The 22,321-nt window shown below is 54.5% G+C and carries 26 protein-coding genes and 1 CRISPR repeat array; of the genes, 12 read left to right on the top strand and 14 right to left on the bottom strand.

Features of this window, described 5'->3' with window-relative positions:
* Positions 1-14: 14 nt before the first annotated feature.
* A complete protein-coding gene (locus tag DV532_RS26525) occupies positions 15-620 on the bottom strand; it encodes a hypothetical protein (RefSeq protein ID WP_056799419.1) in 606 nt (201 codons plus the stop codon).
* Positions 621-1,066: 446 nt separating this feature from the next.
* On the opposite strand from DV532_RS26525, the gene DV532_RS26515 reads away from it, so the two are divergent.
* The 5 genes from DV532_RS26515 to DV532_RS26495 all read left to right on the top strand — a co-directional run bounded on the left by DV532_RS26515 (position 1,067) and on the right by DV532_RS26495 (position 5,144).
* Entirely contained in the window at positions 1,067-2,314 is a 1,248-nt protein-coding gene (locus tag DV532_RS26515; RefSeq protein WP_056799425.1) for a hypothetical protein, read from the top strand.
* 2 nt (positions 2,315-2,316) lie between these two features.
* On the top strand, positions 2,317-3,573 hold the full coding sequence (locus DV532_RS26510) for a hypothetical protein (RefSeq protein ID WP_056799428.1): 1,257 nt from the start codon (positions 2,317-2,319) through the stop codon (positions 3,571-3,573).
* Between the two features lie 128 nt (positions 3,574-3,701).
* Complete coding sequence (locus DV532_RS26505) at positions 3,702-4,247, top strand: hypothetical protein (protein ID WP_056799431.1); 546 nt, start codon at positions 3,702-3,704, stop codon at positions 4,245-4,247.
* Positions 4,248-4,376: 129 nt separating this feature from the next.
* A complete protein-coding gene (locus DV532_RS26500) occupies positions 4,377-4,637 on the top strand; it encodes a hypothetical protein (protein ID WP_156675958.1) in 261 nt (86 codons plus the stop codon).
* A 42-nt stretch (positions 4,638-4,679) separates the two neighbouring features.
* Positions 4,680-5,144, top strand: a complete 465-nt coding sequence (locus tag DV532_RS26495; protein ID WP_056799437.1) for a hypothetical protein — start codon at positions 4,680-4,682, stop codon at positions 5,142-5,144.
* A 138-nt stretch (positions 5,145-5,282) separates the two neighbouring features.
* On the opposite strand, the gene DV532_RS26490 is transcribed toward DV532_RS26495, so the two are convergent.
* The gene (locus DV532_RS26490) at positions 5,283-5,855 is read right to left on the bottom strand and encodes a hypothetical protein (protein WP_056799440.1); all 573 of its coding nucleotides are present in this window, start codon (positions 5,853-5,855) and stop codon (positions 5,283-5,285) included.
* Positions 5,856-6,090: 235 nt separating this feature from the next.
* On the opposite strand from DV532_RS26490, the gene DV532_RS26485 reads away from it, so the two are divergent.
* The 4 genes from DV532_RS26485 (at position 6,091) to DV532_RS26470 (ending at position 7,555) form a co-directional block, all read left to right on the top strand.
* Positions 6,091-6,354 carry a hypothetical protein gene (locus tag DV532_RS26485; protein ID WP_056799443.1) on the top strand — a complete coding sequence of 88 codons (264 nt, stop codon included), beginning with the start codon at positions 6,091-6,093 and terminating at the stop codon, positions 6,352-6,354.
* Positions 6,355-6,423: 69 nt separating this feature from the next.
* Positions 6,424-6,768 carry a hypothetical protein gene (locus tag DV532_RS26480; protein ID WP_056799446.1) on the top strand — a complete coding sequence of 115 codons (345 nt, stop codon included), beginning with the start codon at positions 6,424-6,426 and terminating at the stop codon, positions 6,766-6,768.
* Between the two features lie 20 nt (positions 6,769-6,788).
* Entirely contained in the window at positions 6,789-7,124 is a 336-nt protein-coding gene (locus tag DV532_RS26475) for a hypothetical protein (protein ID WP_162948996.1), read from the top strand.
* Positions 7,125-7,165: 41 nt separating this feature from the next.
* The gene (locus tag DV532_RS26470; RefSeq protein ID WP_056799451.1) at positions 7,166-7,555 is read left to right on the top strand and encodes a hypothetical protein; all 390 of its coding nucleotides are present in this window, start codon (positions 7,166-7,168) and stop codon (positions 7,553-7,555) included.
* A 112-nt stretch (positions 7,556-7,667) separates the two neighbouring features.
* Here DV532_RS26470 and DV532_RS26465 read toward each other — a convergent pair whose 3' ends face one another.
* The 9 genes from DV532_RS26465 to DV532_RS26425 all read right to left on the bottom strand — a co-directional run bounded on the left by DV532_RS26465 (position 7,668) and on the right by DV532_RS26425 (position 19,237).
* Positions 7,668-8,303 (bottom strand): hypothetical protein, encoded by a 636-nt coding sequence (locus DV532_RS26465; protein ID WP_120715433.1) that lies wholly within the window; start codon positions 8,301-8,303, stop codon positions 7,668-7,670.
* Positions 8,304-8,305: 2 nt separating this feature from the next.
* A complete protein-coding gene (locus DV532_RS26460) occupies positions 8,306-11,308 on the bottom strand; it encodes a CRISPR-associated protein Cas3 (protein ID WP_120715432.1) in 3,003 nt (1,000 codons plus the stop codon).
* Between the two features lie 21 nt (positions 11,309-11,329).
* Positions 11,330-12,271, bottom strand: a complete 942-nt coding sequence (gene cas1f / locus DV532_RS26455) for a type I-F CRISPR-associated endonuclease Cas1f (protein WP_056799457.1) — start codon at positions 12,269-12,271, stop codon at positions 11,330-11,332.
* 144 nt (positions 12,272-12,415) lie between these two features.
* Positions 12,416-14,545: direct repeats of the CRISPR family, unit length 28 nt; unit sequence TTTCTAAGCTGCCCATGCGGCAGTGAAG.
* 198 nt (positions 14,546-14,743) lie between these two features.
* Positions 14,744-15,304, bottom strand: a complete 561-nt coding sequence (cas6f, locus tag DV532_RS26450; protein WP_056799460.1) for a type I-F CRISPR-associated endoribonuclease Cas6/Csy4 — start codon at positions 15,302-15,304, stop codon at positions 14,744-14,746.
* 48 nt (positions 15,305-15,352) lie between these two features.
* Positions 15,353-16,390, bottom strand: coding sequence for a type I-F CRISPR-associated protein Csy3 (csy3, locus tag DV532_RS26445; RefSeq protein WP_056799463.1), 1,038 nt, complete (start codon positions 16,388-16,390; stop codon positions 15,353-15,355).
* Positions 16,390-17,292 carry a type I-F CRISPR-associated protein Csy2 gene (locus DV532_RS26440; RefSeq protein WP_056799466.1) on the bottom strand — a complete coding sequence of 301 codons (903 nt, stop codon included), beginning with the start codon at positions 17,290-17,292 and terminating at the stop codon, positions 16,390-16,392. The genes csy3 and DV532_RS26440 overlap by 1 nt, the downstream gene beginning before the upstream one ends.
* A 9-nt stretch (positions 17,293-17,301) precedes the next feature.
* Positions 17,302-18,330, bottom strand: coding sequence for a type I-F CRISPR-associated protein Csy1 (locus DV532_RS26435; protein ID WP_120715431.1), 1,029 nt, complete (start codon positions 18,328-18,330; stop codon positions 17,302-17,304).
* Entirely contained in the window at positions 18,294-18,680 is a 387-nt protein-coding gene (locus DV532_RS26430) for a hypothetical protein (protein WP_120715430.1), read from the bottom strand. The genes DV532_RS26435 and DV532_RS26430 overlap by 37 nt, the downstream gene beginning before the upstream one ends.
* A 308-nt stretch (positions 18,681-18,988) precedes the next feature.
* Positions 18,989-19,237, bottom strand: a complete 249-nt coding sequence (locus tag DV532_RS26425; RefSeq protein ID WP_056799473.1) for a hypothetical protein — start codon at positions 19,235-19,237, stop codon at positions 18,989-18,991.
* A gap of 329 nt (positions 19,238-19,566) precedes the next feature.
* Between DV532_RS26425 and DV532_RS26420 the strand changes: the two genes are divergently transcribed.
* Genes DV532_RS26420 through DV532_RS26410 form a run of 3 tightly spaced genes read left to right on the top strand, consistent with a single transcriptional unit; the run spans position 19,567 to position 20,671 of the window.
* Entirely contained in the window at positions 19,567-20,022 is a 456-nt protein-coding gene (locus DV532_RS26420; protein WP_056799475.1) for a hypothetical protein, read from the top strand.
* A gap of 13 nt (positions 20,023-20,035) precedes the next feature.
* Positions 20,036-20,392 (top strand): hypothetical protein, encoded by a 357-nt coding sequence (locus DV532_RS26415; RefSeq protein WP_056799478.1) that lies wholly within the window; start codon positions 20,036-20,038, stop codon positions 20,390-20,392.
* 12 nt (positions 20,393-20,404) lie between these two features.
* On the top strand, positions 20,405-20,671 hold the full coding sequence (locus DV532_RS26410; RefSeq protein WP_120715429.1) for a hypothetical protein: 267 nt from the start codon (positions 20,405-20,407) through the stop codon (positions 20,669-20,671).
* Between the two features lie 13 nt (positions 20,672-20,684).
* Here DV532_RS26410 and DV532_RS26405 read toward each other — a convergent pair whose 3' ends face one another.
* From DV532_RS26405 to DV532_RS26395, 3 genes are all read right to left on the bottom strand, one after another.
* On the bottom strand, positions 20,685-21,023 hold the full coding sequence (locus DV532_RS26405) for a hypothetical protein (protein WP_156675960.1): 339 nt from the start codon (positions 21,021-21,023) through the stop codon (positions 20,685-20,687).
* A gap of 174 nt (positions 21,024-21,197) precedes the next feature.
* Positions 21,198-21,416 (bottom strand): hypothetical protein, encoded by a 219-nt coding sequence (locus tag DV532_RS26400; RefSeq protein ID WP_056799482.1) that lies wholly within the window; start codon positions 21,414-21,416, stop codon positions 21,198-21,200.
* 220 nt (positions 21,417-21,636) lie between these two features.
* Positions 21,637-22,002 (bottom strand): hypothetical protein, encoded by a 366-nt coding sequence (locus tag DV532_RS26395; RefSeq protein ID WP_056799484.1) that lies wholly within the window; start codon positions 22,000-22,002, stop codon positions 21,637-21,639.
* Positions 22,003-22,321: the final 319 nt, after the last annotated feature.

The raw sequence follows: 22,321 nt of genomic DNA, 5'->3' as shown, positions 1-22,321 counted from the left end.
CCATTGAGCTGGGCTCAGTTGGCCGAAGATTCTTGCTGGTCAGCCTCGTCCAGTTCGCTTAGCAATTCACGCTGACGACGCGCCAACTCCTCAGCCTGGGTTTGCATCACCTGAAGCATCGCACGAATCTCTTGCCGACTGCGCATGGGTGCATCGTAGCCTTTCGCGGCCAATTCGTTGCGCACCCTGATGTATGCGGTGGGCAGCTGGTTTTCACGAATAGCACGCTCACGAGCCCCTTGCTCGGACTCGGCATTCTTGCTCGGGCGACCGGAGGCACAGGAGTGGACTGAAATAGCTCCCGCCCGATCAGCATGTGCGCAGACACGCTCCACAGTCAGATGCGTATCAGCAGCTATCGGCAGCGTACCAAATGATGCCTGAGCCATGTACCGTTCATGAGTCAATCCGCCGCCTTCGGTAAGACAGGTCTTGTGATCAATGTGGATCAGGTAGGCCTGCAGATCGACAGCGCCGGAGTATTGGCACTCACCATCCACGGAGATGAGCCGAACAAGTCCTTCCGCGTCGCGAATCTCGCTCAGTGTAGCTACGCTGACCGTTTCGGCCTGTGCAGTGGTCAGCATCACTGCGGCGCTGAGTGGCAAAACCAGCTTCATACATTTCATGCTCATCTTCCGCAGATTTTTCGAGTTGGGTGATTTAAGCAAAATTTCACAAGAATGTCGGCATTTTTCTCATCAGCCTGCCTAGCGACGGGATGTTGAAGTGTTGCAAGCTATCCGAGGAACAAAGGGTCGCCTGCACTTTCTGTTCAACGCTTCAGCCAGAAGTGGCAGAGTTTCTCTTGGGGTGGGAGTCCCTTACGTGTCAGACTACCCGTATAGCCTATATTGATGGAAGATGCCATGTTTCGACGCTCGACAACCCGCCTTTCTTACTGTCTTGGAATGCTGATGGTCACCATGCTTGTGAGTGGATGCTCAACTCGCTACGCCCGAGACTGCAACCTCGCTGAACAAATGGGGGCGGTGTTTGTACAGAGCCTGCAATTTGCCAGCTCCACTATGGATCGCATGGCGGATGATGCTGCGGGGTGCAACCTGTGAATGCGATTATGCTGGATCAGCAAGGGCAAGCTCAGCCAACATTCCTCCCATTTTGGGAGTATTTTGACCTGGGTGTTGATGATGGTCGCTATGACGGTGTGTTCGATGTTGAGGACGACATGCCAACGCGCTACGAAGCCGCTCAGCGTCATACCCTTGCCGCCATTCGCAGGTATGCAGCCGGCAATTTTTCCCGCACACAAATTGAGAATGAAGTGCGGGAATGCCTCAAGGGCTCAGGATTTGACGGTTACATAGCAAAGCACTGGATCGATTATAACCTGGCTCTGGCCCTCTCCACCCCCTGCCATGACCTGAATGCGCTAGTGGCCTATGCCTCGACAATCAGTGATCGCAATCACGTGATCGTCAATGGGTTACGCACCATCAACAAGCACAATCCGGTGCCATATCCAGAACTGTTCTCCTGCTTGGAACCCGCGTTATGGGGCGTCTACCGCCAGATGACTGACTATACAAAAAATAGTTTTTTCCATGCGAGCTTTGACAGAGACGATGTTTCGATGGTCAAAAGGCTGGTGGAAAGTGAAGATTTAGATAAATTTCAGCTCGACAAACTGTTCTCAGAAATGCCCTATGTCGCCGAATCCAATCTGCGGAACTGGCACAACAGACCAGAAACTATCACAGCCCATGAATTTTATTTGCGTTTTGAAGCGCAGATGCTGCGTTTTGTCGACACTGACATGACAGACGACAATGGTTTGCTGGAATGGAAGAATGCCCGCGACGAGCGTATCGACGAGCTTCCTGGCTACCAAGAATTTGTGGCAAGCCTTGCTCCTGATATGGCCAAGGAGCTGTTTTCTGTACTCAAGAACATCGATGCTGCCCTGCCTGCCAAAATGCACCGTGTGCACGACCGGCTGATGGATGAGGTGTCCAAGCATGTGGATCTGCGCGACTATGCCCTTCGTTGGTTTGGCATGAGTCCCGGCTGGATTTTGACCGCAAAACAACGGCCTGATTACGACACCTTCTTTCTGACCACAGTGCTTTCATTCCGCAGCGTGGTGGATGACTCCTCGCCCCATCATGCAGGGGCCCGAAAGGCCGCCCAGACGACGCTCAGGCACATTGGGCATGGTAAGGTGGCCAAGCTGCTTCGCAATCAGCCAGAACTGCTGATGGCCGCCTACAAGGTGACAGGCCACAAGCCCATCATTGATCTGATGCGAGAATCAGACCAAGCCACTGCACTCAGCATCGACCTGGGACTCTAAAAATGGCCAACACACTGACTGGCTGGCGCTTCACAACTGACATCTACCCCCGCCAAGCAATTCAGGCGGGTCACGAACTGCCCGACTACCTGGAAGCTGCAGCCCGCAAAGGTGATCTGCAGCGCTATTGCCAAAACGCGCTGCGCCGCTACATGCTGGACGGCCCTGCCAACACAATGAAAACCGATGGCGCTGCGGTCGACCAAGTAGCGCCGCTGAGCAACCTTCCGCCCTACACCTTCCAGGTGGCGTTGGCGTTGTCCATTCCTGCGCCTGATTTCGAGCAGCTTTTTGAATTCGCCGAAATCATGCTGGAGAATCCCGACATCCTGGATTCCTGGTTCCGGAATATACCCAGCTGTGTGCAGTTCGATGCCTACAACCTGTATCGATTGCCGACCATCGACCTGGATTACTTAAAGCGCCATTTCGGCCTCAGGCAAGAACAGGTGCTTGCACACATTGTTGAAACCGATGACGTTGCCATGGCAATGAAAATCCATGAGGAACTGCACGATCCATTGAATAACAGAAGCCCGGTGTATGGGCAGGCTAAAATCCTCAAGGCGTTGGCGGAAATACCATTTACCGAAAGCAAGATCCGTAAATGGATTACCCCTAACCAGCCCATTTCCCTACATGAAGTTCACATGAGAATTAAGGCTCAGATGCGTGCCCTGGAAATTGAGCCCTCGATGACGATCGTCCAGACGTTTGAAAAAAGACCGCCCGATTACGAAGTATATAAACTTCCCCGCTACCAGGAATACCTTGAACGACAAGCCAATGAATTCGGAGTCTCGTTTTGGGTCGGACTTGGAAATGTCAAAATGCAGACGCCGCAAGTCTCCATCTTGCCACTGGTCAATCGCTTGCTGGAGGACTTGCTGGATACCCTGGGGACTGGGCGGCACCGCTTCTTCCTGGAGCGACATGGCATCCGGATCTCCCCCTGGATTTCTGATCTCGAAGATGAGCCTGATGCGCTGATGGCGAATTATTTCGAGCAGGCTTTTCATTTGTACCGAAACAGCAAGGACATGAGCAAAGCGTCCGAGACCACCATGGTGCCCAACTACCTCAGTCGCGCCTGGGTATCCGCATTCATCTTGCGCGAGCCCAGGGATGTGATCATGAAATACTGTCGAAATGATCAAGACCTTGAAGTAGCCTATAAAGTCACGGGTAGCATAGCGTTTCTAGACGCCATGTCTGATCGGGGCACGGAAAGATTGCTTTCGGAAGAGCTTGGCCTATAAGTTGTATATTGTTGTCTTTGCATTTCCTCAATGAAATAATCAGGGTGTATTCAACTATGCCCTGATTACATAGAGCCTGCCACCCATTGGTTTGTTGATGTTGGCAGCGCTGAATGAGGTTGGTCGAGATGAACATTCTGCTGAAAAGATCGCTTACCGCCTACGACGAAAATTTCATGAACGTCACGGATGATTATGTCATCGATTACAGCAACAACCTTCGCGTCGATGATTACCTTGGCAGTCGGGCCCACTTGGCGGCAATGGCGTTTGCTGAAGTCAGTGGCTTGAGCCTGGGGGCTTTTGTCGATCGCAGGCCTGCTGATCCGAAAGCGGCGGGCCTGCTCAGTACTCGCGTTGAACATGCCTTCTGCCGACTCCCCAGCACGGCGAACTACTGCCTGGATGCACGAGGGCCACGCTCCGGGCGCGATCTCTTTGATGAATACTGCGCCAACACTGCTCAAGTGCAAGAGTTGGGTGATCATGAAGCGATGGCGCTCATCGAGCTACAAATGCGAGAGGGCGTCCTGGCCCCTTACCTCAAGGGTGAGCGCCAACACCTGGAGCACCATTTCCTGCAAATGAAGGCAATTGGGTTGCTGCAACTCAACGCCTTGGTTGTATCCCCAGGCATGCTGTACGAAGATGAGTTTTCGCCACCAGGGCTGTAAGGGGCTGGCCGCAGAAAGTCCTAATAGCCCCCATCTCCGGCTGCTATGATCGGCTGATTGAGCGAGCGCGAATGCTGAACTGAAAGCTCCGCTAAGCTCACTTAAGTCGCCCATCGGAGAGCAATGCACATGCCCCTCACCCCTCAAGCACTGTTTGACTATGCAAATGCCTATGCTCGCCAAGCTGAAGCGGATGACAAGGGCACCCAGTACCCGACGCTGCGGCAAGTAGCCCGGCACTTCCGGGTCACCCATGAGCAGATCGAGGATGCCTGCAATGACTGGGACTCCAAAGAAGGCTACCTGGGCATTGCTGTAGGCTTCAGGACAGCATCAGGCTGGGCTGAATACGCCACCAGAGGCGAACAGCTGGTCGAAGCCTATCGCTAGCAGGCAGTCAGCGGTTCATCTGTACGTATGGGGGGTGGAACAATGCAGGTCGACATCCTGATTCCAGAATCCGGCCCTTTGCAGTACTTGGTCGAGCATGATGCACTGCAGTTACTAAGCCAGACAGGTGTCGTGCATATGCCCGACCTGGTGGCCATGAGCCTGATCCGCAAGGGGATTCCTGGGGCCGGCAACATGCATCAGTGGCTGCTGGGTGGGCGCCAAGTTGGCACCGTCTGCTGCGATGATACACCGGTCGGCGAAGCCCTCAGGTTGGCCGGGATGAGCGCCCCTAATTACGACCTGATGGATGAAACCAATCGTGCGTGCCGACTGTGGCTGCTTGAACAGCTTGAGGCCGCGCCCGACTTTTTCATGATCCTGTACGAAAATCCTGAGTTGGCAGCCATCGCCAGAAATCACGATCCCGATTTGGCTGAAAAAATGATCACTGCTGAGTATTTCCTGGCCATGTGCATAAAAATCGGGGTCACTGCCCGCCCTTGACTCCATGTCATCAAGCTTTCGCCTGAGTGACTTTTTACGCTAGTTTGAAGGCGGATTTGGGTGTGGCCACGGGACGCCGGGTGGCCCTGCGCAGCAGCCAGCTTCGCTGAACACAACGACTTCTCTGGAACTAGCGTCTCATAGAGCCAGATCCACAGCCTGATGGTGGGACTCAAATTTCAAATTAGCTCCGAAGGGTTCATACACATACTCATCTCCGCCACTGGCCGCACCTCGTCTGACTCGGTTGATGTAGCCCTTGTTGTGAAGGTTCTTGAGGTTTGTGCTCGCTGACTGAACGCTGCATTGCAACGCGTTCGCAAGCTCTACTGACGTCAGTGACTTTCTTGCCAGCACCAGCTCAACAGCCTTGGCAAGCGGTGGACTAAGCGCCGGGCCCAGGCATTCGAACGATCGCCCCTTCATGACCGTAATCGGGCGCTCCAGCTGCAGGCAGGGGTACAGCAAATTATCCCGGTGGTCGGGGTTGTCGATCCCTGTCACCACCACGGCAGTACTTGGGCTGAACACCATCACAGTTCTAACCACCGCCTCACGCATGAAGGTCGCATCGACCCTGGTGGCGCGCTCAAAGCTCAAAGCTACCGCTGGGGCGTTGCAGAGCTCGCGGATTTTCATGCCCACCAGGCGACCGAGGGCACTTCCCACGAGGTTGTGTGACTGGGCCAGATCGACCATGCAGATTTTCATAAGTAATCCTTACTAGCAAAGCCGGGTTGGGTCAAAAATGGATATTTAATTGGAGCGTATCAGCGGGGTGATGATAAAGCAATTTACACATAACGAGATATTTTTGAACCCGATCAAACTCATAGCAGCAGTGGGCAGGGCATCTCGTGTTGGCGGGCAAGTTGTTGGATGAAACCCATTGACATTTTGTCAATTAATGCCTAATTTGAACCCCATAAAATCGAAGGAAAAAGCCATGAGCACTGAAGAGATCGAAGATATTGAGGTTGTGGCTGATCTTCTCAGCCTTGCCCGCTCTGAAGCGTACCGGGACATCGACTCCTTTCGCGAAGCGGCTCACACCCGCTGGGCGTCTATCGGCTCGGAGCGGGTGGATGGCTGCATTCAGCAGCTGACACAAAAACTGTGGGATGCCGACTACTTCAATATGCGCACAGAGTACCAGCTGCGGCGCCCTCGCAAGCGCAAATCGGCGTCCAGAGCCCAAGGCTCGGTCTAACCTGGCGAATCCGCTTCACTGCGCTTGTCGCATGTCTGCGGCTTCTCAGCATCATTGAAGGTGTAACTCATGGGTGTGATCTATCTGCATTGCGGCGTGTTCCAGGACATCCCCAGCGACACCGTTGTTCTCGGGTCATTGACTGCCACTCAGGCTGAGATGTCGGAGATCGGCAAAGGCCTGCGCGCCCCAGAAGGCGCTACGGATCTGCATGTGTTCAGCAATTCGTGTCACGTTGCCCATGGCGTGCGGATCTCCATTCGCCAAGGGCATGTGCCGCCAGATGGCTTTGCCTTCCTGTTCCACGACGGCGAGCGCCAGCACAAAGTGACCGTGGGTTGTGAGGGTGACATGCAAGACATGCTGCCGGGGCTTTTTGACCAGGCAGAGAAAGACCTTCTTCAACTGTTGTGAAATCGACGCAAGAGGTGCGTATGTCAGCTTCACCACCCTCCCCCGTGATCAGCGCTGATCCGCCTGCCTCGGCATTTTGCATGCAAATGAATCTGCTCACGCAAAAGCCAGGGTTCCCTGATCAGGCGTCCCAAACCGCATTTATCGCGTGTGCCGGCGAACTCCTGGAAAAGGGGGTCAGCGAACCCAACACGCTGCGCGCCATGGAAATGATCCATGCCGCCTACACCGAGTACCACGGCTCCTTTGAAGCCTCTTGGGATGCCGATTATTTCCTGCGTGACCAGGGCGTTGCGCAGGAGTGGATTGTCTCATTCCTGGGTAAGCTGCGCACGCTGCTGGTGTGGGCGTCCTAGAGCTTCGACCCTATGCAAGAGTATGCCTTGAGGAGGATTTGATGAGGACAGATACCGCTCGCATTGAGCGCTACGCTGGGAGAATCAATGTCGATATCGTCTCAGGCTTGGAAGCGGGCCTCAAGGGCAGGGAAAGGCTGGCAGGCCGCTTGTGGCCGCGCCAGGCACCAATCCATCTGGTTGGACAGCGCCTGATGGACTGGGAGTTGGGGCGAGATGCGGCGGCGCAACTGATCGAGACACGGAGCACGGTCTTTTCTGGTACCACAAGCTCAGGCCCAGTGACCGTGACCCGTAAGGGGTGGCTGGCACAAACTGGCAGGTGGAAGACCGTCAACCAGATGGTCAAGGATAACGGCGTGATCGGCGACGTGCTGGTGTCCTACACGGAAGATGGCGATATTGTGCGCAGCCAGTATTGCGCAACCTGATACACAGCACAGCGCGTGGCTAGACGGGCAAGTACAGACTACCTTGCCAAGCAAGGATCATTGGCGCAGCCTTGGCACCAAGACTGGTCAAAGCCCCATAATCCCAGCTCCGTCAGCCCTTCTTGAGTAATCCGACACCAACCACATAGCAAAAATCAACCAGCTTCCCGTATTGATCCTTTCTCAGCGGGATGCGGCTCGCCCTGCCCGCCTCGTGCTCACGGCCATCGAGGTAAGCTTCCAGCGAAGATGGCTTCCAAAGCATCCCTGTGGCAGCTCTACGCACCTCCATTTGCTGTGTTTTTACATCTCCTTTCCTGTCAATTGCCATCCAGGTTCCTTTGGGATCGCCCTCAGCGTTATACCCCTGCTGCTTGTCATGCTGCAGGACATAGCCCTCATCGGGATCGCGTAGTCGCCGTTGTTGTGTGTGATGACTGGTGAGCCTGTAGACCGGGCTTTCAGCATATTGAAGCGCGCTAGGAAACTGCCAATTTAAAGCTCTATCAGGTGTCGCGGTACCACAAAGATGCAGGTGCTGCTGGGCGGCTTCCATTGAGGGCATGAAGGCAGCGGCAGCGTTGCCTGGCCGTTCAAGGCACAGACCAGCGTGAACACTGGATGCCGGGGTGTGGAACAAATCTTCCCACACGCGCCGGGTGGAGAGCATTGCACTATGCCCCATGACAGCCTTTTTGAAAGGTGTTCCCTTGGTCATTTGTCCATTCAAAGTCGCAGGAATTTCCACGCCTAGCTCATCCAGGGCATTTCTGGAATGTGGGGATAAGGGAATGTCATCGAAATCAAGGGAGCCTGCTGCTTTCCGGGCAGTGCCTCATCCTCGATGCCGAAGCGTGTCCACAGGTGTTTGATAGCGGCTTTGGGAAGCTCGTCCTCCTCGCCTGTCAGAGCTCTGACACTTTTGTTCAGCATCCACACATTCGCAACACCGGGTGGAGGCAATTTGCTTCGATGACGCCAGACTCGCCCACAGCTTTGCACCATTGAGCGGGTGGAGCTGGGTTCCAGAATCGCCCAGTCATAATCATGGTCGCGGCCAACCTCTAGCAGGTTGGTGGTGCAGATCACAAAGATGACCCTGGAGACACCTTTCTTCACCGCTTGAGCGATGGCCGAAACAGTGGCGGGGTGGCTGAGGATCCGCTCATCCCCGCTCGCCTGACCACGGGATTTTCGACAGTTGAGTTCAAGCAGAAATACCTCGATTTGCTGACGCTCCATGGCCATCATCTGGGAGTGATAGCACACTGGTAAGATCAGGGTGTCTTCATCCTCCCACTGATTGAGGGCCAGGGCCAGGTGCTGCGCATTACGAACATTGTTGAATCTTACGAACCCTGAAGATACGGAAACACCTTGAGCATCGATGTGATGGAGATCATGAGCGGCCTTAATTTGGGCTACCAAGTCGGTGTGCTGTGCGTAGCTCAGGTATTTGTTTTTGTAGAGCGAAGTCAGGCGCCCTGGCGGATCAAGCTGTACGGCGGCACTGAGATCAACAAGGTCAATCCGGTGGCGGGCATTAATTGTGGCCTCTTGCACCACGGCCTCCACAAACCGATCACACTCCTCGCTGAAGGCCTCGGGCGCTATCGTCAAAGCTTCACTGCCTGCAACATGTGACACCAGCACAGCCCTGGGTGACAATTCAGCTCCCGGCAATTGAAACAGCTGCCGATGGTGGCTTATGCCTTCGTACCAAGCATTGAAAAAGGCCTTTTGAATGATTGGTGTGGCCGTGGCCGAAGAAAGCACAAACGAACGCCCGAAGACACCACTGACAAAGGCCATGCGCATCAAGGCGCATTGGCTCGACACCGGATAATCATCAATCTCGTCAAGGATGATGTCCGTCCCCATCAGGTGCAGCAAAAGCTTGAGCTCGGATGAGCGGCCCAAGGAGGCACCAGGCATGATGTGGTCGACAGTCATCACCTGCACAGGGTGAGAAAGCATGGCGCGCTGCTTCTTTGCGTCATAGAGCTTCGCCAGAGGGTGGTCGAAAATGGACTGACCTTCGATAACATAGTCGCCCAGCAACAAATCGGCGTCCTGTTCGAGATCATTCCCAGTGCCCAGATTGTCCTGAGCAACCTGGTCTGAACCCCCTTGGGACTCGCCAACCAATAGCGCAAGATGCTCATCACTCATGCCAATGAATGGCTCAAGGTAGGCGCTATGGGTCTGCTTAACCAAGCTGCGCAGCCCGATGGCACACGTAAACCGCATGTGCTCTTTCATGGCGTGCATCAGCATGATGTTGCCTCGGGTCTTCCCCGCCCCCGTCTTGCCCATGACATTGCCAAAGAACGGCGCGTTCGAGGCTTTGGCCTTCAAGCTGTCTCTAACCTTGTCCTGCCATTGATACCTCTCATCCGCCGATCGTTTGTTCAGGCCCGGCAGGATGCTGTTGCGCTCGTCCCTGGACAAGCTTGGAAACGACCGTGCCAGACTATCCTGCTGGATGAACATTTGGGCGAAATACTGCTCGGCACGCCGCCCAACCCCCATCAGGTGCTCGGTGAGCGTGTCCGCATACACGGCAGTCTGCAGGACTTTGGTTGTGTTGGCGTAAATCGCGCCTGGCGCTCTCTGCTGGCCCCCTGGGCGCTTTTCGCTGGAAACCATGTAGTCGGCATACACCAAGGCTGTGCGCCCCATATACGCCAGCGCAGTGGCCCAGCTGTTGTTGGTGGCAATGGCGTTTGCTGGCAGGTAATGATCAGCCGCCACCTCCAATTTCCGCAACCGGGAGTATGCCTTGATCACCTCTTTGCACCAGGCTGCATCATCCCAAGGTTGAGCGACAGGCTTTGAAGCCTTGGTCAGTGTGCACAAGGTCAGGTTGCTGTTGAACTCCTTCACGTTGAAATCTGGTGAGTGCTTGCATGGATCTTCACCAATGCCGGCACCCCCTACAGCCTTCAAGAAGTAGTGGCTGCCTCCGGATGCACTGTAGGGAATGCCCACCTGCAGTCCATTATCATCAACACCCTCTGGCAAATGATGGTGGGAAAGCACCATCCACAATATGCTGGTATGCAGCAGGGAATCTCTCGCCCAGGCTTCCTTTGAGAGTGTCTGTGTACTCAGGTGCCCGGCGATTCTGCTCGATTGACGCGTCAAATCATCCTGGTCATTGGCCTTGAATCGAGACAGGGGCTTCTGAAGATGCTCGGTACACCAATCTCCCAGGCGCCGGGGATTGTCCTGCAGGGCCTGCACGTCGGCTTGCGCCAAGAACTTTAGCAATGGCTCGGCCATCAACACAGATACAACCTCATGACGAATGGCATCCGCAAGCCCCTTGTCGTACTTGATACCATAATCCAATTTATCTTGAAACCGAACTGTGCCCTTGCCCAAATCATGAAGAAAACCTGCCAGAGCAGCCATTTTTGACAACAAAGGCATCATGCTTGAGGCATTTCCCTGGGGTTTTGCCGTTTGAGCATGAATGCTGAATGCGTAGCTCCCATCGGCACTGTAGCGGCGCCTATTCCCAATGTGCACCACCTTCTGCCTGGCTCGACCGCTCACGTCATACACCACGATGCACGAGTTCTGGTTGGCTTTGCGCTTGAGCGCCAGCACCATGATCCTCAGCGCTTCCTGACTGAGTGTCCCCTGCCAAGTCGTGTCCCCCAGTCGCGACAAGAATGAGGAGGCAATCCGCCGTGTCGTCCTCAAGGACTTACCTTGGCATTGCGATACGAGCAGGTAATTCTTCACGCGGTGATTCCTCTGGGCCCGTCAGAACGGCAGGCTGTCATCAAGTTGAGTGCCTTCTATTGCACAGGCATCCTTTAATGCATTGATTGTAAAGGAAAGGATTCTCAATCGGTCAATTTCCTGAATAATCTCACTTCGAAATTGCCTGTCCTGAAGGCCATCGCTTGCAGCCTTGAAGGCCATTGGCAAAATAAGTGCATCCTTAAACAGGTCTGCAACATCGAAAACCAGGGCGCCTCTCCGAGTGCTACCGTGAATGATGCTCAGGCTGTGGGGAATGCCCAGAATGTAGAGGCCAATATTGGCCACCCCGTAGGCCAGGTAATTGCCGTGGTTGAGGAGTTGGTTGGCTTCATCGAGATCCCCCTTGTGCACCCTGCCCGACCAATTAACATCAAAGGCCCGTGAAGCCAAGCGGTAAAGATCTTTGGTAAACCTGGCTTCTTCAAGCAATAGGCTCTGCCCGGTCTTGCCTGCGACTGCTGAACGGAACGCTTGGCAAACCCCAGAAAGGTCATTCAGGATGCGGGAGTCCTTGGGCAAAACCTTTGGCCAAAGCGTGAGGATCATCTCGATCCGTTTCTGCATGAACAGCTGCGCCACCTGGTCTCGAAGATCAGCGTCATAGTAAATCCTCAGAAATGATCGGCAATATTCACCGGGGCGGTACTCATCCGGCGCCGTCCAAAGCAAGGGGTTGCCGCCATCCCCCGTGACAAACATCGCGCATATGTTCGCCTCTCTTAGTTTTTGTGCCGCAGCTTGCGTCAAGCTGGTTCCTGGGCCGAGCATCAATCCTGCGATATTGCGATGTGGTATCGAAATCTCTTTGGATTTTCCTTTCTCAGCAACCCGAAAACTCAGCGTGTCATCGAATGAGTGGATAGAGGCATACTCCACATAGTGCAGGGTGTTTCTATGGGATGGCATGACTTGGTTGAGCTTGTGGTAACTGTCTGACATGGGTGGTCACCTGTGATGTGTTGTTATTCTTCAGGCTGCCCTGGGGGCATAAAGGTTCTCAGGCGTACTGACCTTGCAATCTACTATCCGGGCTACCCAGGCGGTAGTGAAGGGTCTGATTATGTTTCCGGTCGCTCCTTACATTTTCTAAGCTGCCTGGGCGGCAGTAAAGGCGTAGGCTTGATAAATCAATGGGCCATTTATTTTCTAAGCTGCCCATACGGCAGTGAAGTGGGGCGCCTTTCTTGCGATACCGCCGCTTGATTTCTAAGCTGCCCATGCGGCAGTGAAGACCCGCGTCCCATTGACCGTCAAGGCCACCAATTTCTAAGCTGCCCATGCGGCAGTGAAGAATATGGTTTCTTTGGGGTTAAATGTGCGATGTTTCTAAGCTGCCCATGCGGCAGTGAAGTCGTCATCACGTCGGCGCTTTATCCAGCGATTTTTCTAAGCTGCCCATGCGGCAGTGAAGAGTTCCAGGGACTTGAGAATTCACATCGCCCTTTTCTAAGCTGCCCATGCGGCAGTGAAGTCTGCCAGGCTGCGTAGCGTGACCGCCAGTGCTTTCTAAGCTGCCCATGCGGCAGTGAAGTCTACAGCCGAGCTTTCGCGGGTCTCGGCAATTTTCTAAGCTGCCCATGCGGCAGTGAAGCAGTTCAGATCTATCGATTATGGCCTGATATATTTCTAAGCTGCCCATGCGGCAGTGAAGCTTGGCGAGGCAGCAGGCTCTGGAGCAGTTCTTTTCTAAGCTGCCCATGCGGCAGTGAAGCGTGAACCGTTGATCGACCTCAAGCCTGTTGATTTCTAAGCTGCCCATGCGGCAGTGAAGTGTGGCAGCCTCGTAACCTTTGGTGAAGCAATTTTCTAAGCTGCCCATGCGGCAGTGAAGACTGGTAGGCAGATACGACGAGGCCCGCCAGATTTCTAAGCTGCCCATGCGGCAGTGAAGATAGCGAGTAATCAGTGAAGGGGCTGGGTCGATTTCTAAGCTGCCCATGCGGCAGTGAAGACCTATGTGTTTGGCGAGCCCCTGGAGACCCTTTTCTAAGCTGCCCATGCGGCAGTGAAGGTACCTCAACTCCCATCTCTTGTTGCCGGAGGTTTCTAAGCTGCCCATGCGGCAGTGAAGGATGGCAACCGCACCACGGCTGCGGAGCTGAAATTTCTAAGCTGCCCATGCGGCAGTGAAGGCTATCTACGGCGGGATTTTGCCTGTCCAACTTTTCTAAGCTGCCCATGCGGCAGTGAAGTCGACGGTCGCGTGGTCGTTAGGGTCTTTCATTTTCTAAGCTGCCCATGCGGCAGTGAAGGGCCTGAGCAATGCGATCAAGATGATCTACGCTTTCTAAGCTGCCCATGCGGCAGTGAAGGCAAAAGCACATTCAAGGTATCGAGCCTGCATTTTCTAAGCTGCCCATGCGGCAGTGAAGGCCTGCGCTTGCTCCTGCCGCCATTCCTCGCGGTTTCTAAGCTGCCCATGCGGCAGTGAAGGAGGGGCGATCAGTGAAGTGGGTCGTGGATGATTTCTAAGCTGCCCATGCGGCAGTGAAGAAGACCGGCAAAGCAGGTCGGTCGGTCAAATGTTTCTAAGCTGCCCATGCGGCAGTGAAGTCAAAAAACGCCCAGGAAGCTTTCGCTGATATTTTCTAAGCTGCCCATGCGGCAGTGAAGCGCTCAGCCAGAGCCCGCTGAGGCGGGGGCCGTTTCTAAGCTGCCCATGCGGCAGTGAAGGACACCATCATTGGCAACGATGATTTCCATGATTTCTAAGCTGCCCATGCGGCAGTGAAGCTGTCGAGGCTTGGCCAAAGCGCTCCCGCCAGTTTCTAAGCTGCCCATGCGGCAGTGAAGGACCTCAAAGCCCGCGCCATCAGCGGTGCGATTTTCTAAGCTGCCCATGCGGCAGTGAAGAGCTTGCGCCAGGCCTCCAGGTTGAGCTCTGGTTTCTAAGCTGCCCATGCGGCAGTGAAGTCTTGGCGCCCTTTACGAGCTGTTTCCAGCGATTTCTAAGCTGCCCATGCGGCAGTGAAGTTTTCGAAGCGACGGGGCGTCTACGAATCCTTTTTCTAAGCTGCCCATGCGGCAGTGAAGGCGTCCGCATTGCTCGCATCGAGCTCCCCCCTTTTCTAAGCTGCCCATGCGGCAGTGAAGCTGGGCAGCTTGCTCCAGCGCCGCTTTTTCGCTTTCTAAGCTGCCCATGCGGCAGTGAAGCATCGATTTGCTGTCAAAAATGACGGCGGTAGTTTCTAAGCTGCCCATGCGGCAGTGAAGTAGGCCATTTATTTCAAAAGCCCTGAAAACAAAGGGCGCAAACCCAATTTTAGCCAAAAAGGCTTGGAAAAGTATACCATCAAATCCAATTTTCGGTATTGCTGAAATTTTTAAAGAGCACATGCATTACCCATGTCGCCTTCAGGGCTACGGATAAAAAGCCTGGGCAACAGGCTTCGAAACCAAGCTACAATGCCATCAAAAATTCGGGAATGTCGGGCCAGACTTCGTGCTCAGACCATAGGTACTGAAAGCACCATCAACCCGCTCAGTTGCGGGTAGCAGACCGATGAAGATGGGATACTTTGAACCATCGGTACGCTGGATCAGCAGGCCTGCCGATTCCCGGTCAATGCCATCGTAGTGCTTGCCTGGCGACGGCTCTCCCCGACGCTTGATGCCCTTTTTAACGCGTCCAGGTGACTGGTCGCGATAGAAGCGCACCTCATTGGCATCATCTGGCACCTGGGTTACAACGCCGAATTTGACGATGCCCATGTCATGCAGGGTGCGGTGGGTGACGTTGTTCTTGATCAGGTTCAAGCTGTCCTGATTCTTCGACACCAGGCGTAGATGCTCGCCAAGCCCAGGGAGCCCGACCGCATTGACTTTGCCAAAGGATGGGAAGCCTAGGGCGACATCCTTGATGCCATGGTGTTTGAGCAGACGGTGGATGTTGCTGAAGACCTGCGTCTTGGTCTTCACATCCATGTCATGCTGGGCATTCAGCTGAATGTCCAGGTAGTATCGAATTGTCATAATGCCTCCAGGCAAGGTGAAGGGTCTCCCCTTCACCATTAAGCATGCTTACTTGGATTTTTTCTCGCCACTGAACACGCCGCCTCGAACCAGTACAGCGACGATGTAGTGATGCTCCGGAGTAAGCTGATCAGCCGATTCGGCGGCATTCAGGCTCGACTGCAGGTCGTCAAGACGCTTTTCAACCAGAGTGTAGAAGTCTTCTCCGTTAGTGGCGCGATGAGCCACCTGGTTGGAGGCGTCAACGCCGAGCGGCTCAACAGCCAATGGCTTCACATCAAAGCCAGGCAATGGTTCGTACCAGTCGTCGATTCGGCGCAGGGCGTTGCCGACCTTCTGCGGGTGCATGAACGCCTGGCGCACACCATCCTTGCCCCTCACGCTGGCAAACACGCGGGAAACGTCGGTCGACTCATTGGCGAATTCCTGGCTCGGGTAGACCTCCTGGCCAGGATAGGCATCAAGTGCAGCGCTCACGCGAAGGATGGCGACCCTTCTGTCTCCTGCCAGAGCGCTGGCCACCAGCTCGACGAGGGCAGCCGGCAATGCCAACTGAGTGTCAAGCTGCGGGGTGATGGCAGCACAGAAGGTCTGCTCTGCACCGTCAATCATGGCCTTGACCTCGATCACCCCGGTTTCGAACAGCGAACCGTTGCGCCACAGCCATGCGCCGTTGAAGATATTGCACAGGTAGCGTTGAGCCAGCTCCTTGAAACCACCAAGGGCGTGGTAGCGCGCTACAAATGCGTTCAGCGCCAGCGCAACTGCCTGGTTGTTGCAGCTTTCGGGTTTGACCGAGCCGGGAGTGACGTTGACCACGAACTCCATCAGGAACTTTTTGGTCGAGACCGGCAGCACGGCCTGGTCGATCGTTTGAAGGTTCGAGCGCCCCGAGCTTTTCTCCATCTCTGTTGGGTTCTTTGCGCCTTTTACCTCCTTGTAACTGGCCATCGTGCCCTTGACCGTTGCCTGGGTCACTTCAACCGGCACACGGCTGCCATCCTCAAGCTCAGCGAAATAGAACGCTGCGCCCGGTTTGATCGAACCACGGTAGGAAAGCAGGGATGGAAGAGTCAGCTTGGCCATTAGATTTCTCCTTTAGAGATGTAGGCTCTGTCATTGTGCGAATGTGCCCAGAAAGCAGAAATGCCTTCCTCGGAGCGGATGTAGCTGGAAAGTGCTTGAAGGCGCGCAAGGCCTGTCACAGGCTCTGCGTAGACATGCAGGTAGGGCATGCCAGTGTTTCGGAGCCGCGCCAGTTCGATGGCCCGATAACCGATGCTCATGGGAACGAGACGGCCCAAGTAGGGAATATCGTCTTCCGATGCCTCAGCCTCCTGAACAGCCTTCTCGCCAACAGATTTTTTTGCGACTTGGCTCTGCCCCCAGGCCTTCAGCTGCTCTTGGGAGAGGATAAGCAACTGGGCCAGGGCGTCGAGGTGATCAACCTCCATCGCCTCGGCATACGTGGTGAGCATTTCAGTGCGATCAACCAACACTCGGTGATGGCCGGGTAGCTGCTTGAAAGCGATCAGCCCGTTGTCATCATTGGCATTGATTTTCAATTTATCAGTAACCTGCAAAACGCCCCCTGAGAAACCCAAGGTGTGCAGAGCATCTTTCACCTCGATCAGATGCTCTTCCAGCTGAAAGAGCGCTCCTGATGATGCCTCAAAGCGGATCACGAAGGATCCTGTGATGATCCCAAGCCGCTCATCGAACATGCCCGCTTCTGTGCCCGCCCTTGCCTTGCCAGCATCATCTCTCATTGCCAAACGAGCCTTGGAACGACCTGGGAGCATGTCGTAACTTTTAATGACCAGGGCCGAGCCCCTGTCTACAAAGGACTGCCTGGTGATTTCGGCTATCAGTCGAAGCGCAGCATGGCCAAACCCCGAGATCGCCGTCGCGGCTGGAGTGCCTACGACATGCAAGGAAGATCGCAGATTCACGTTGTGAGCCGCAAAGGGAATTACCAGAGTATGCATGGGTTATCCTTATCGAAGAAGGTCGATCACGACGGCATAGAGTGCTTCCTGGCGGTCATAATCGAGCCCCAGCCCCTTCGTGCGTTTCACAATTTGGTACTGGATCTGGTCACGGACATGGAGCCCTAGCAGATACAGGTCGTTTGGAGTCAAAGATCGCTCCTGTTTGTCGCCCGCCAGAGTTTTCATGACGAAGTCACGCTCAATGGCGAAACTGAAGCGGGGTTCTGTGACTTCGGTCGGCAGCCCATTTTCCCGAAGGCTGATCAGCCCGCCAAGGATATCGGCGACCACGTCGGGCAAATTGCTCTGCCAGTTCTGGCGAAGTGTTGAAGTGGGGGGTGTTTTCAGCAGAAACTTCACCGCCGCCTTGCCGAGCACCAGTAGCGACCCGCGCCCAGACTGAAGCTTGGCAATAAGACGGCCATTTTTTCGACCATCGACCACGGACTGACTTGGGATATGGGCGAGAAACGCTTTGACCTTACCATTAACCATGCTTGCCGTGCTGCCACAGTTTTGTGGATTGGCGCCACCAACATTGACGTTTGCAGTCGCGGGATAGCCAAAGACATGGTTTTGTAGCTCGGCCTTCGGAATCGCCTTGCGTTCAGCCACAGCGTTGAAGTAACGCTTATTGAATTCAACCACCATCGAGGCGGACGGCACGGGTGACAAAGTCATGTAATTGTCAGTCGCGGCGGCATCAGGTGACAGGGGGAAACGCACTAGCTTGCCAATGACATCATCAGTGAATGACTGTGAAGCCAGTGCAGCGGCTTGATTGAGGCTGCTGGCGAACGCCTGCGCCCCAAGCTTGGTAAGGGCATCCATAAACCAGTTGTGCGCTTGAGAACCCCTGTTGGTCATCAGCACGCTCAAGTGATCAGTAACCTCACCCCACGGCATTTTGAAGGTCGCCAGCCAAAAAGGGCTGAACGCGAGGTCGGCAGCATTACCGCCCATGTTCAGCACAATTGGTGCTTCTAGCGTGTCAGAACTCAAGCCGTGACTGTTGTCTTGCAACTTGGGCAGCACATCGACGAATCGACCCGGAGGCCTGGATCAAGCAGCTTTATCACGTGGGTTTCGCTTGATCCGAGCAGCGAGGAAATTGATTTTTGAGCTTTCGGGTTCGCCAGGATGTCGGTTGCGACCGCCAGATCATTGAACGGGCTGGGTGACGGGCTGGCAGAGTAATTCAGCAACGAGCAAACCAGGGTGAGGTATTCGGGAAAATCACTGGGAGCCAGGATGAAATCCGGGCTTTTGTTCCTGATGCCCAGATAAATACTTTCCGGGATGGCTTTTTTCACGGCTTTGGTTGCGGGGTCTTTGAGTTCATGGATGGCAGACGCCAACGCTTCAGCAAGGCTCAGGGGTTGCATGGGGCTCTCCAGCAAAAATTGAGCTCATGCTATGGAAACCAACATCTGCAAGTCAAGCCAATTTTTGGCTAAAGCGACACCTGATAACCTGCTTGAACTCCTTGCCCCAGGCTTCAGGTAAAGCAGGTAAGGCGCAAAGACTTGGCCAGTTCAGTAGGATTGCCAGAAGAGGTTCCGCGTGGAGACACACACCGCTCGCGCTGAGTGATGTGCAGGGGGATATGATCAAAGAGGAAGTGCACTGCGTACAGGCTGGTGGGTGCTTAGCCCCAGCCAACCTCCCGGTTTCTATTCGCAAGCACCTACGCCTATTCAGTGGCGCCAGCCTTCGGTGCCAGGATTCCCTTTGCCCAGCGCTGGAATGAATGGAGGTAGCAGCCAAAAATAGGGTTGCATTCCTGATCGTGATCCAGCGGCTTGCCATTCGGCTTTCCGCTGAGCAGGGCATAAACGACGCACATGTTGCCGTGGTCATCGGGTTCAATAGTGATGATCTCACGCAACGATTTGGTGCCATCCGAGTATATTTTGCCTGCAGTGATTTCTTCACGCTTCATTTTTTACCTCCTGATCCGCATTTAAAATTGGAATAGACTTCAAGGGTAACCACTGCTGTATACGTTCTCTCTCCAGCTTTGCTGGGTCGATCTGACTGACTCCCTGAAGTTTGTCATGGTAGATTGGATCCTCCGCGCTAAGTGCAAAATGATGCCACATACGATGCTACTATACCGCCCCGCTCCTGCGCTGTAAGTATTCTCGATTTTGAGCTTAAAATGATCCCACTAATCGCAGAGATCTACGATTTTGCTCGGTACGCCGGACTGTGGTACCGTTAAACCCCGAGGCACTAATAGTTAGCCGCTTACTGCACAGGGAAACTCCAGTGACCGCTCAAGCCCAGTACCCGCTGGGCGGCAGTAGTAAGAAATGGGTGGTTTTCGCACGCAGAATCGAACAGGGGAACACCACCGTGGCAACAAATGAAGCCCCGCCACAGCCAGACGTCCGGTCAGGTGAAGTGATTGCCGCCGAAGGCCGGTGGAATGAAGCTGCACTGCGCCGCATCCGCCAGCAAGCGGGCGCTGATCTGACATGGACAAAGGGCGCCCTGGGCTACTCCATATCAATGAATGGTATTGTCATCGGGAGGCTGAACCGGCGCCCGAGGGGCCAGCCCTGGACAGCCAGCATTCAAGGGTTCGAGCGCTGGCATGAGCCCACCCGGATCATCAAGCACTGGCATTACACCCCGGTTTGGGCGGCAAACAACTTGAAAGAAGCCAAGCGCCAGGTAGCGAAGGTGATACAAACTATCCCCGACCTGGGTGCCAGAAGTTAGAGGAAAACGTGTCATGACAGACTGTGTGCCCTACGCCATTCACATTGCAACAGGTCTGGAACTGGCAGACGTTTTGTCTCTGGCACAGCAACGAGGTTGGGACAGCGAAAGAGGCATGAACGGGGTGGCAGCTTGGTACATGCTTCGTGATGATCTGGGGTTTCAGATAACACCCATGAAGCAGCCGGGTGGGCGTGTGACCTTGAAGCGTTTTTTGCCGACGCTTGATGCGACCAAGACCTACATTATCAGTGTTCCCAACCACTGGTTCGCGGTTCGCCAGGGCCAGCGATTCGACAAAGCAAGAACACATCTGAGAACTGAGGTGTATGCTTACATCGAGGTTCAGCAACCAAGTTCAGCAAGATAGGAAGCTCGCACTATGCCCAAGAAATCGACGCTAGCCGAACACCTGAGAGACGAAATGCTGGAACGCAAAGCATCCTGTGCTTGGGCGGGTGATCCTGATTTGTGTATTTCTGCCTATCAGCGCTCAGCAGGCCGAGTGGAACATCCACTGAACAAGATCAGGGCGGTACTGGATGCTGCTCGCCGCTCAGAGCTCTTCAAGCACGATGGCTACATTCGTGCTTGCGATGCTAGCGGCCTGCGGGAAATTCTGCACCCTACGTTCATACTCAAAATTTAAGGGGGTTTCGCACTCAAGCCCTGAAGTCCCTTAGCAGGGTAAGCCAGCCATCTTCCACCGCCTCCGCAGCAATCTCTGGGCAGGTCAGGGCCTCATGGCCAACCACATGAATGATGCTGTCCCAGCGTTTCTGTCGCTTGCCAGCGGCAATACGCTCAGCCCTCACTTGTGCAACCGCTCCAAGAAACTGCTGCATCCTTGCGTAGAGTCCGCTTGGCGCTTGGCGTACCACCCTATAGCCCCACTCCTCGCCACTGCTGGTACCACCTACCGTAGCGCCGCCATGACCTATTCGGACACGCATCCATTCGAGCAGCTCAACCACCTGGTCATTCGGTAGAATGGCGAGCACACCATCCCCGTTCTCCTCTAGCTCCTCAGGGCTGATTCGCATACCCCTGAAGTCAAGGGGTTGTTCTGAGGTTGTTAGCTGCTCAGCAGGGGGTGGCATCGAGACGCACTCCAAAAGGGTCTGGCAATCATAGCGGATTTCGACAGCATGCTCGGGTGGCTCAAGGGCCCCTTCTCATGGATCGTCGTGCCAAACTAGCTCATCGTCGCGCATCATGCCCTCGCACTCTGCGAGATCTCGCACTGCTTCGAGGTCTTCCTTTGCCCAGGTGGCCAGGCGTTTCGCCGACCAATAGACGCCAGCTGAGTTGCCATTCAGCTGTTGGCGCAGCTGCTTGGCCACGCGGCGGATGGTTGATCGGTGTTTCCGTTTCGGCTGCTGTTCGGTTTCCAAGAGTGGTTCTCCTGATGGCTCGATAATTTCAATCATTGATCGGCATGTGCGCGCACCATTCAGAAAGGTGCGTGCAATAGCGTTTTATGCATGAATTGATTTCCACGCTTAAATCAAAGTTTGCAAATACCAAAATGGCGCTCGAACAGCCCGCGAAGTTTATCAAAGTTCAGAGGTATTATGCGTGACCAAGATCAAGTCCCCTTGTGACTTGGCTGCCTCAGGCGCCTTTTTCGCGTAGACGCCGCATACCTTCCTCGTGGGCCTCGCGCAAACCGCAGCCACTGGCATTCCGATACCATTTGATCCAGGTATTGATTTTTCCATGGGCAAGTTCTGGTTCGGGCTCCGCATCACCCAGCTCCTGGGCGGTTGCTACGCGCTGACGAGAGAGACTAAACGAAGCGTCCGTCGCTGCATGGTAGAAGTCGATGTGTTCCTTGGCAAGAGTCAGGGAGTCAACTTTGGCGATCTCACGGCCTTCCAGGGAAATACTAAGTACATCCGATCCCTCCATCAGCCTTATCTCGAAGCCACGGTGATGGGTGCTTGATGCGAGGCGGCTGTTTTGCTGGTGTTTGATCATGGAATGTTCCTTAAAAAATGAAAGCTACGGCGCATGTGACTTTACTTCGCCTCGGAGGCTTCAAGACGACCGTGCCTGAAGGTTTCGCTGATAGACTGATGTGTCGCTGGTCATTCCTTTAATCAGCGGATGCACAGTGGGCAAAACGAACTTCAGGAAGATGTTAGCATGCATTGACACATTGTCAATATACCAAATAATCACTGCGTGACATGAAGCTCGCATGGGCAGCTCCGGATTACCACCTGCCAGGTCTTACCGCCTGGCACTACGGTGGGTAAGCACGCTCCTGGCTGGTGCCCCAAGGGGGCTAATCGAA

The sequence above is a fragment of the Pseudomonas sp. Leaf58 genome, from assembly GCF_003627215.1.
Classification (GTDB): Bacteria; Pseudomonadota; Gammaproteobacteria; order Pseudomonadales; family Pseudomonadaceae; genus Aquipseudomonas.
The sequence above is the reverse complement of the archived record's forward strand: the minus strand, read 5'-3'. Positions and strand labels throughout refer to the sequence as shown.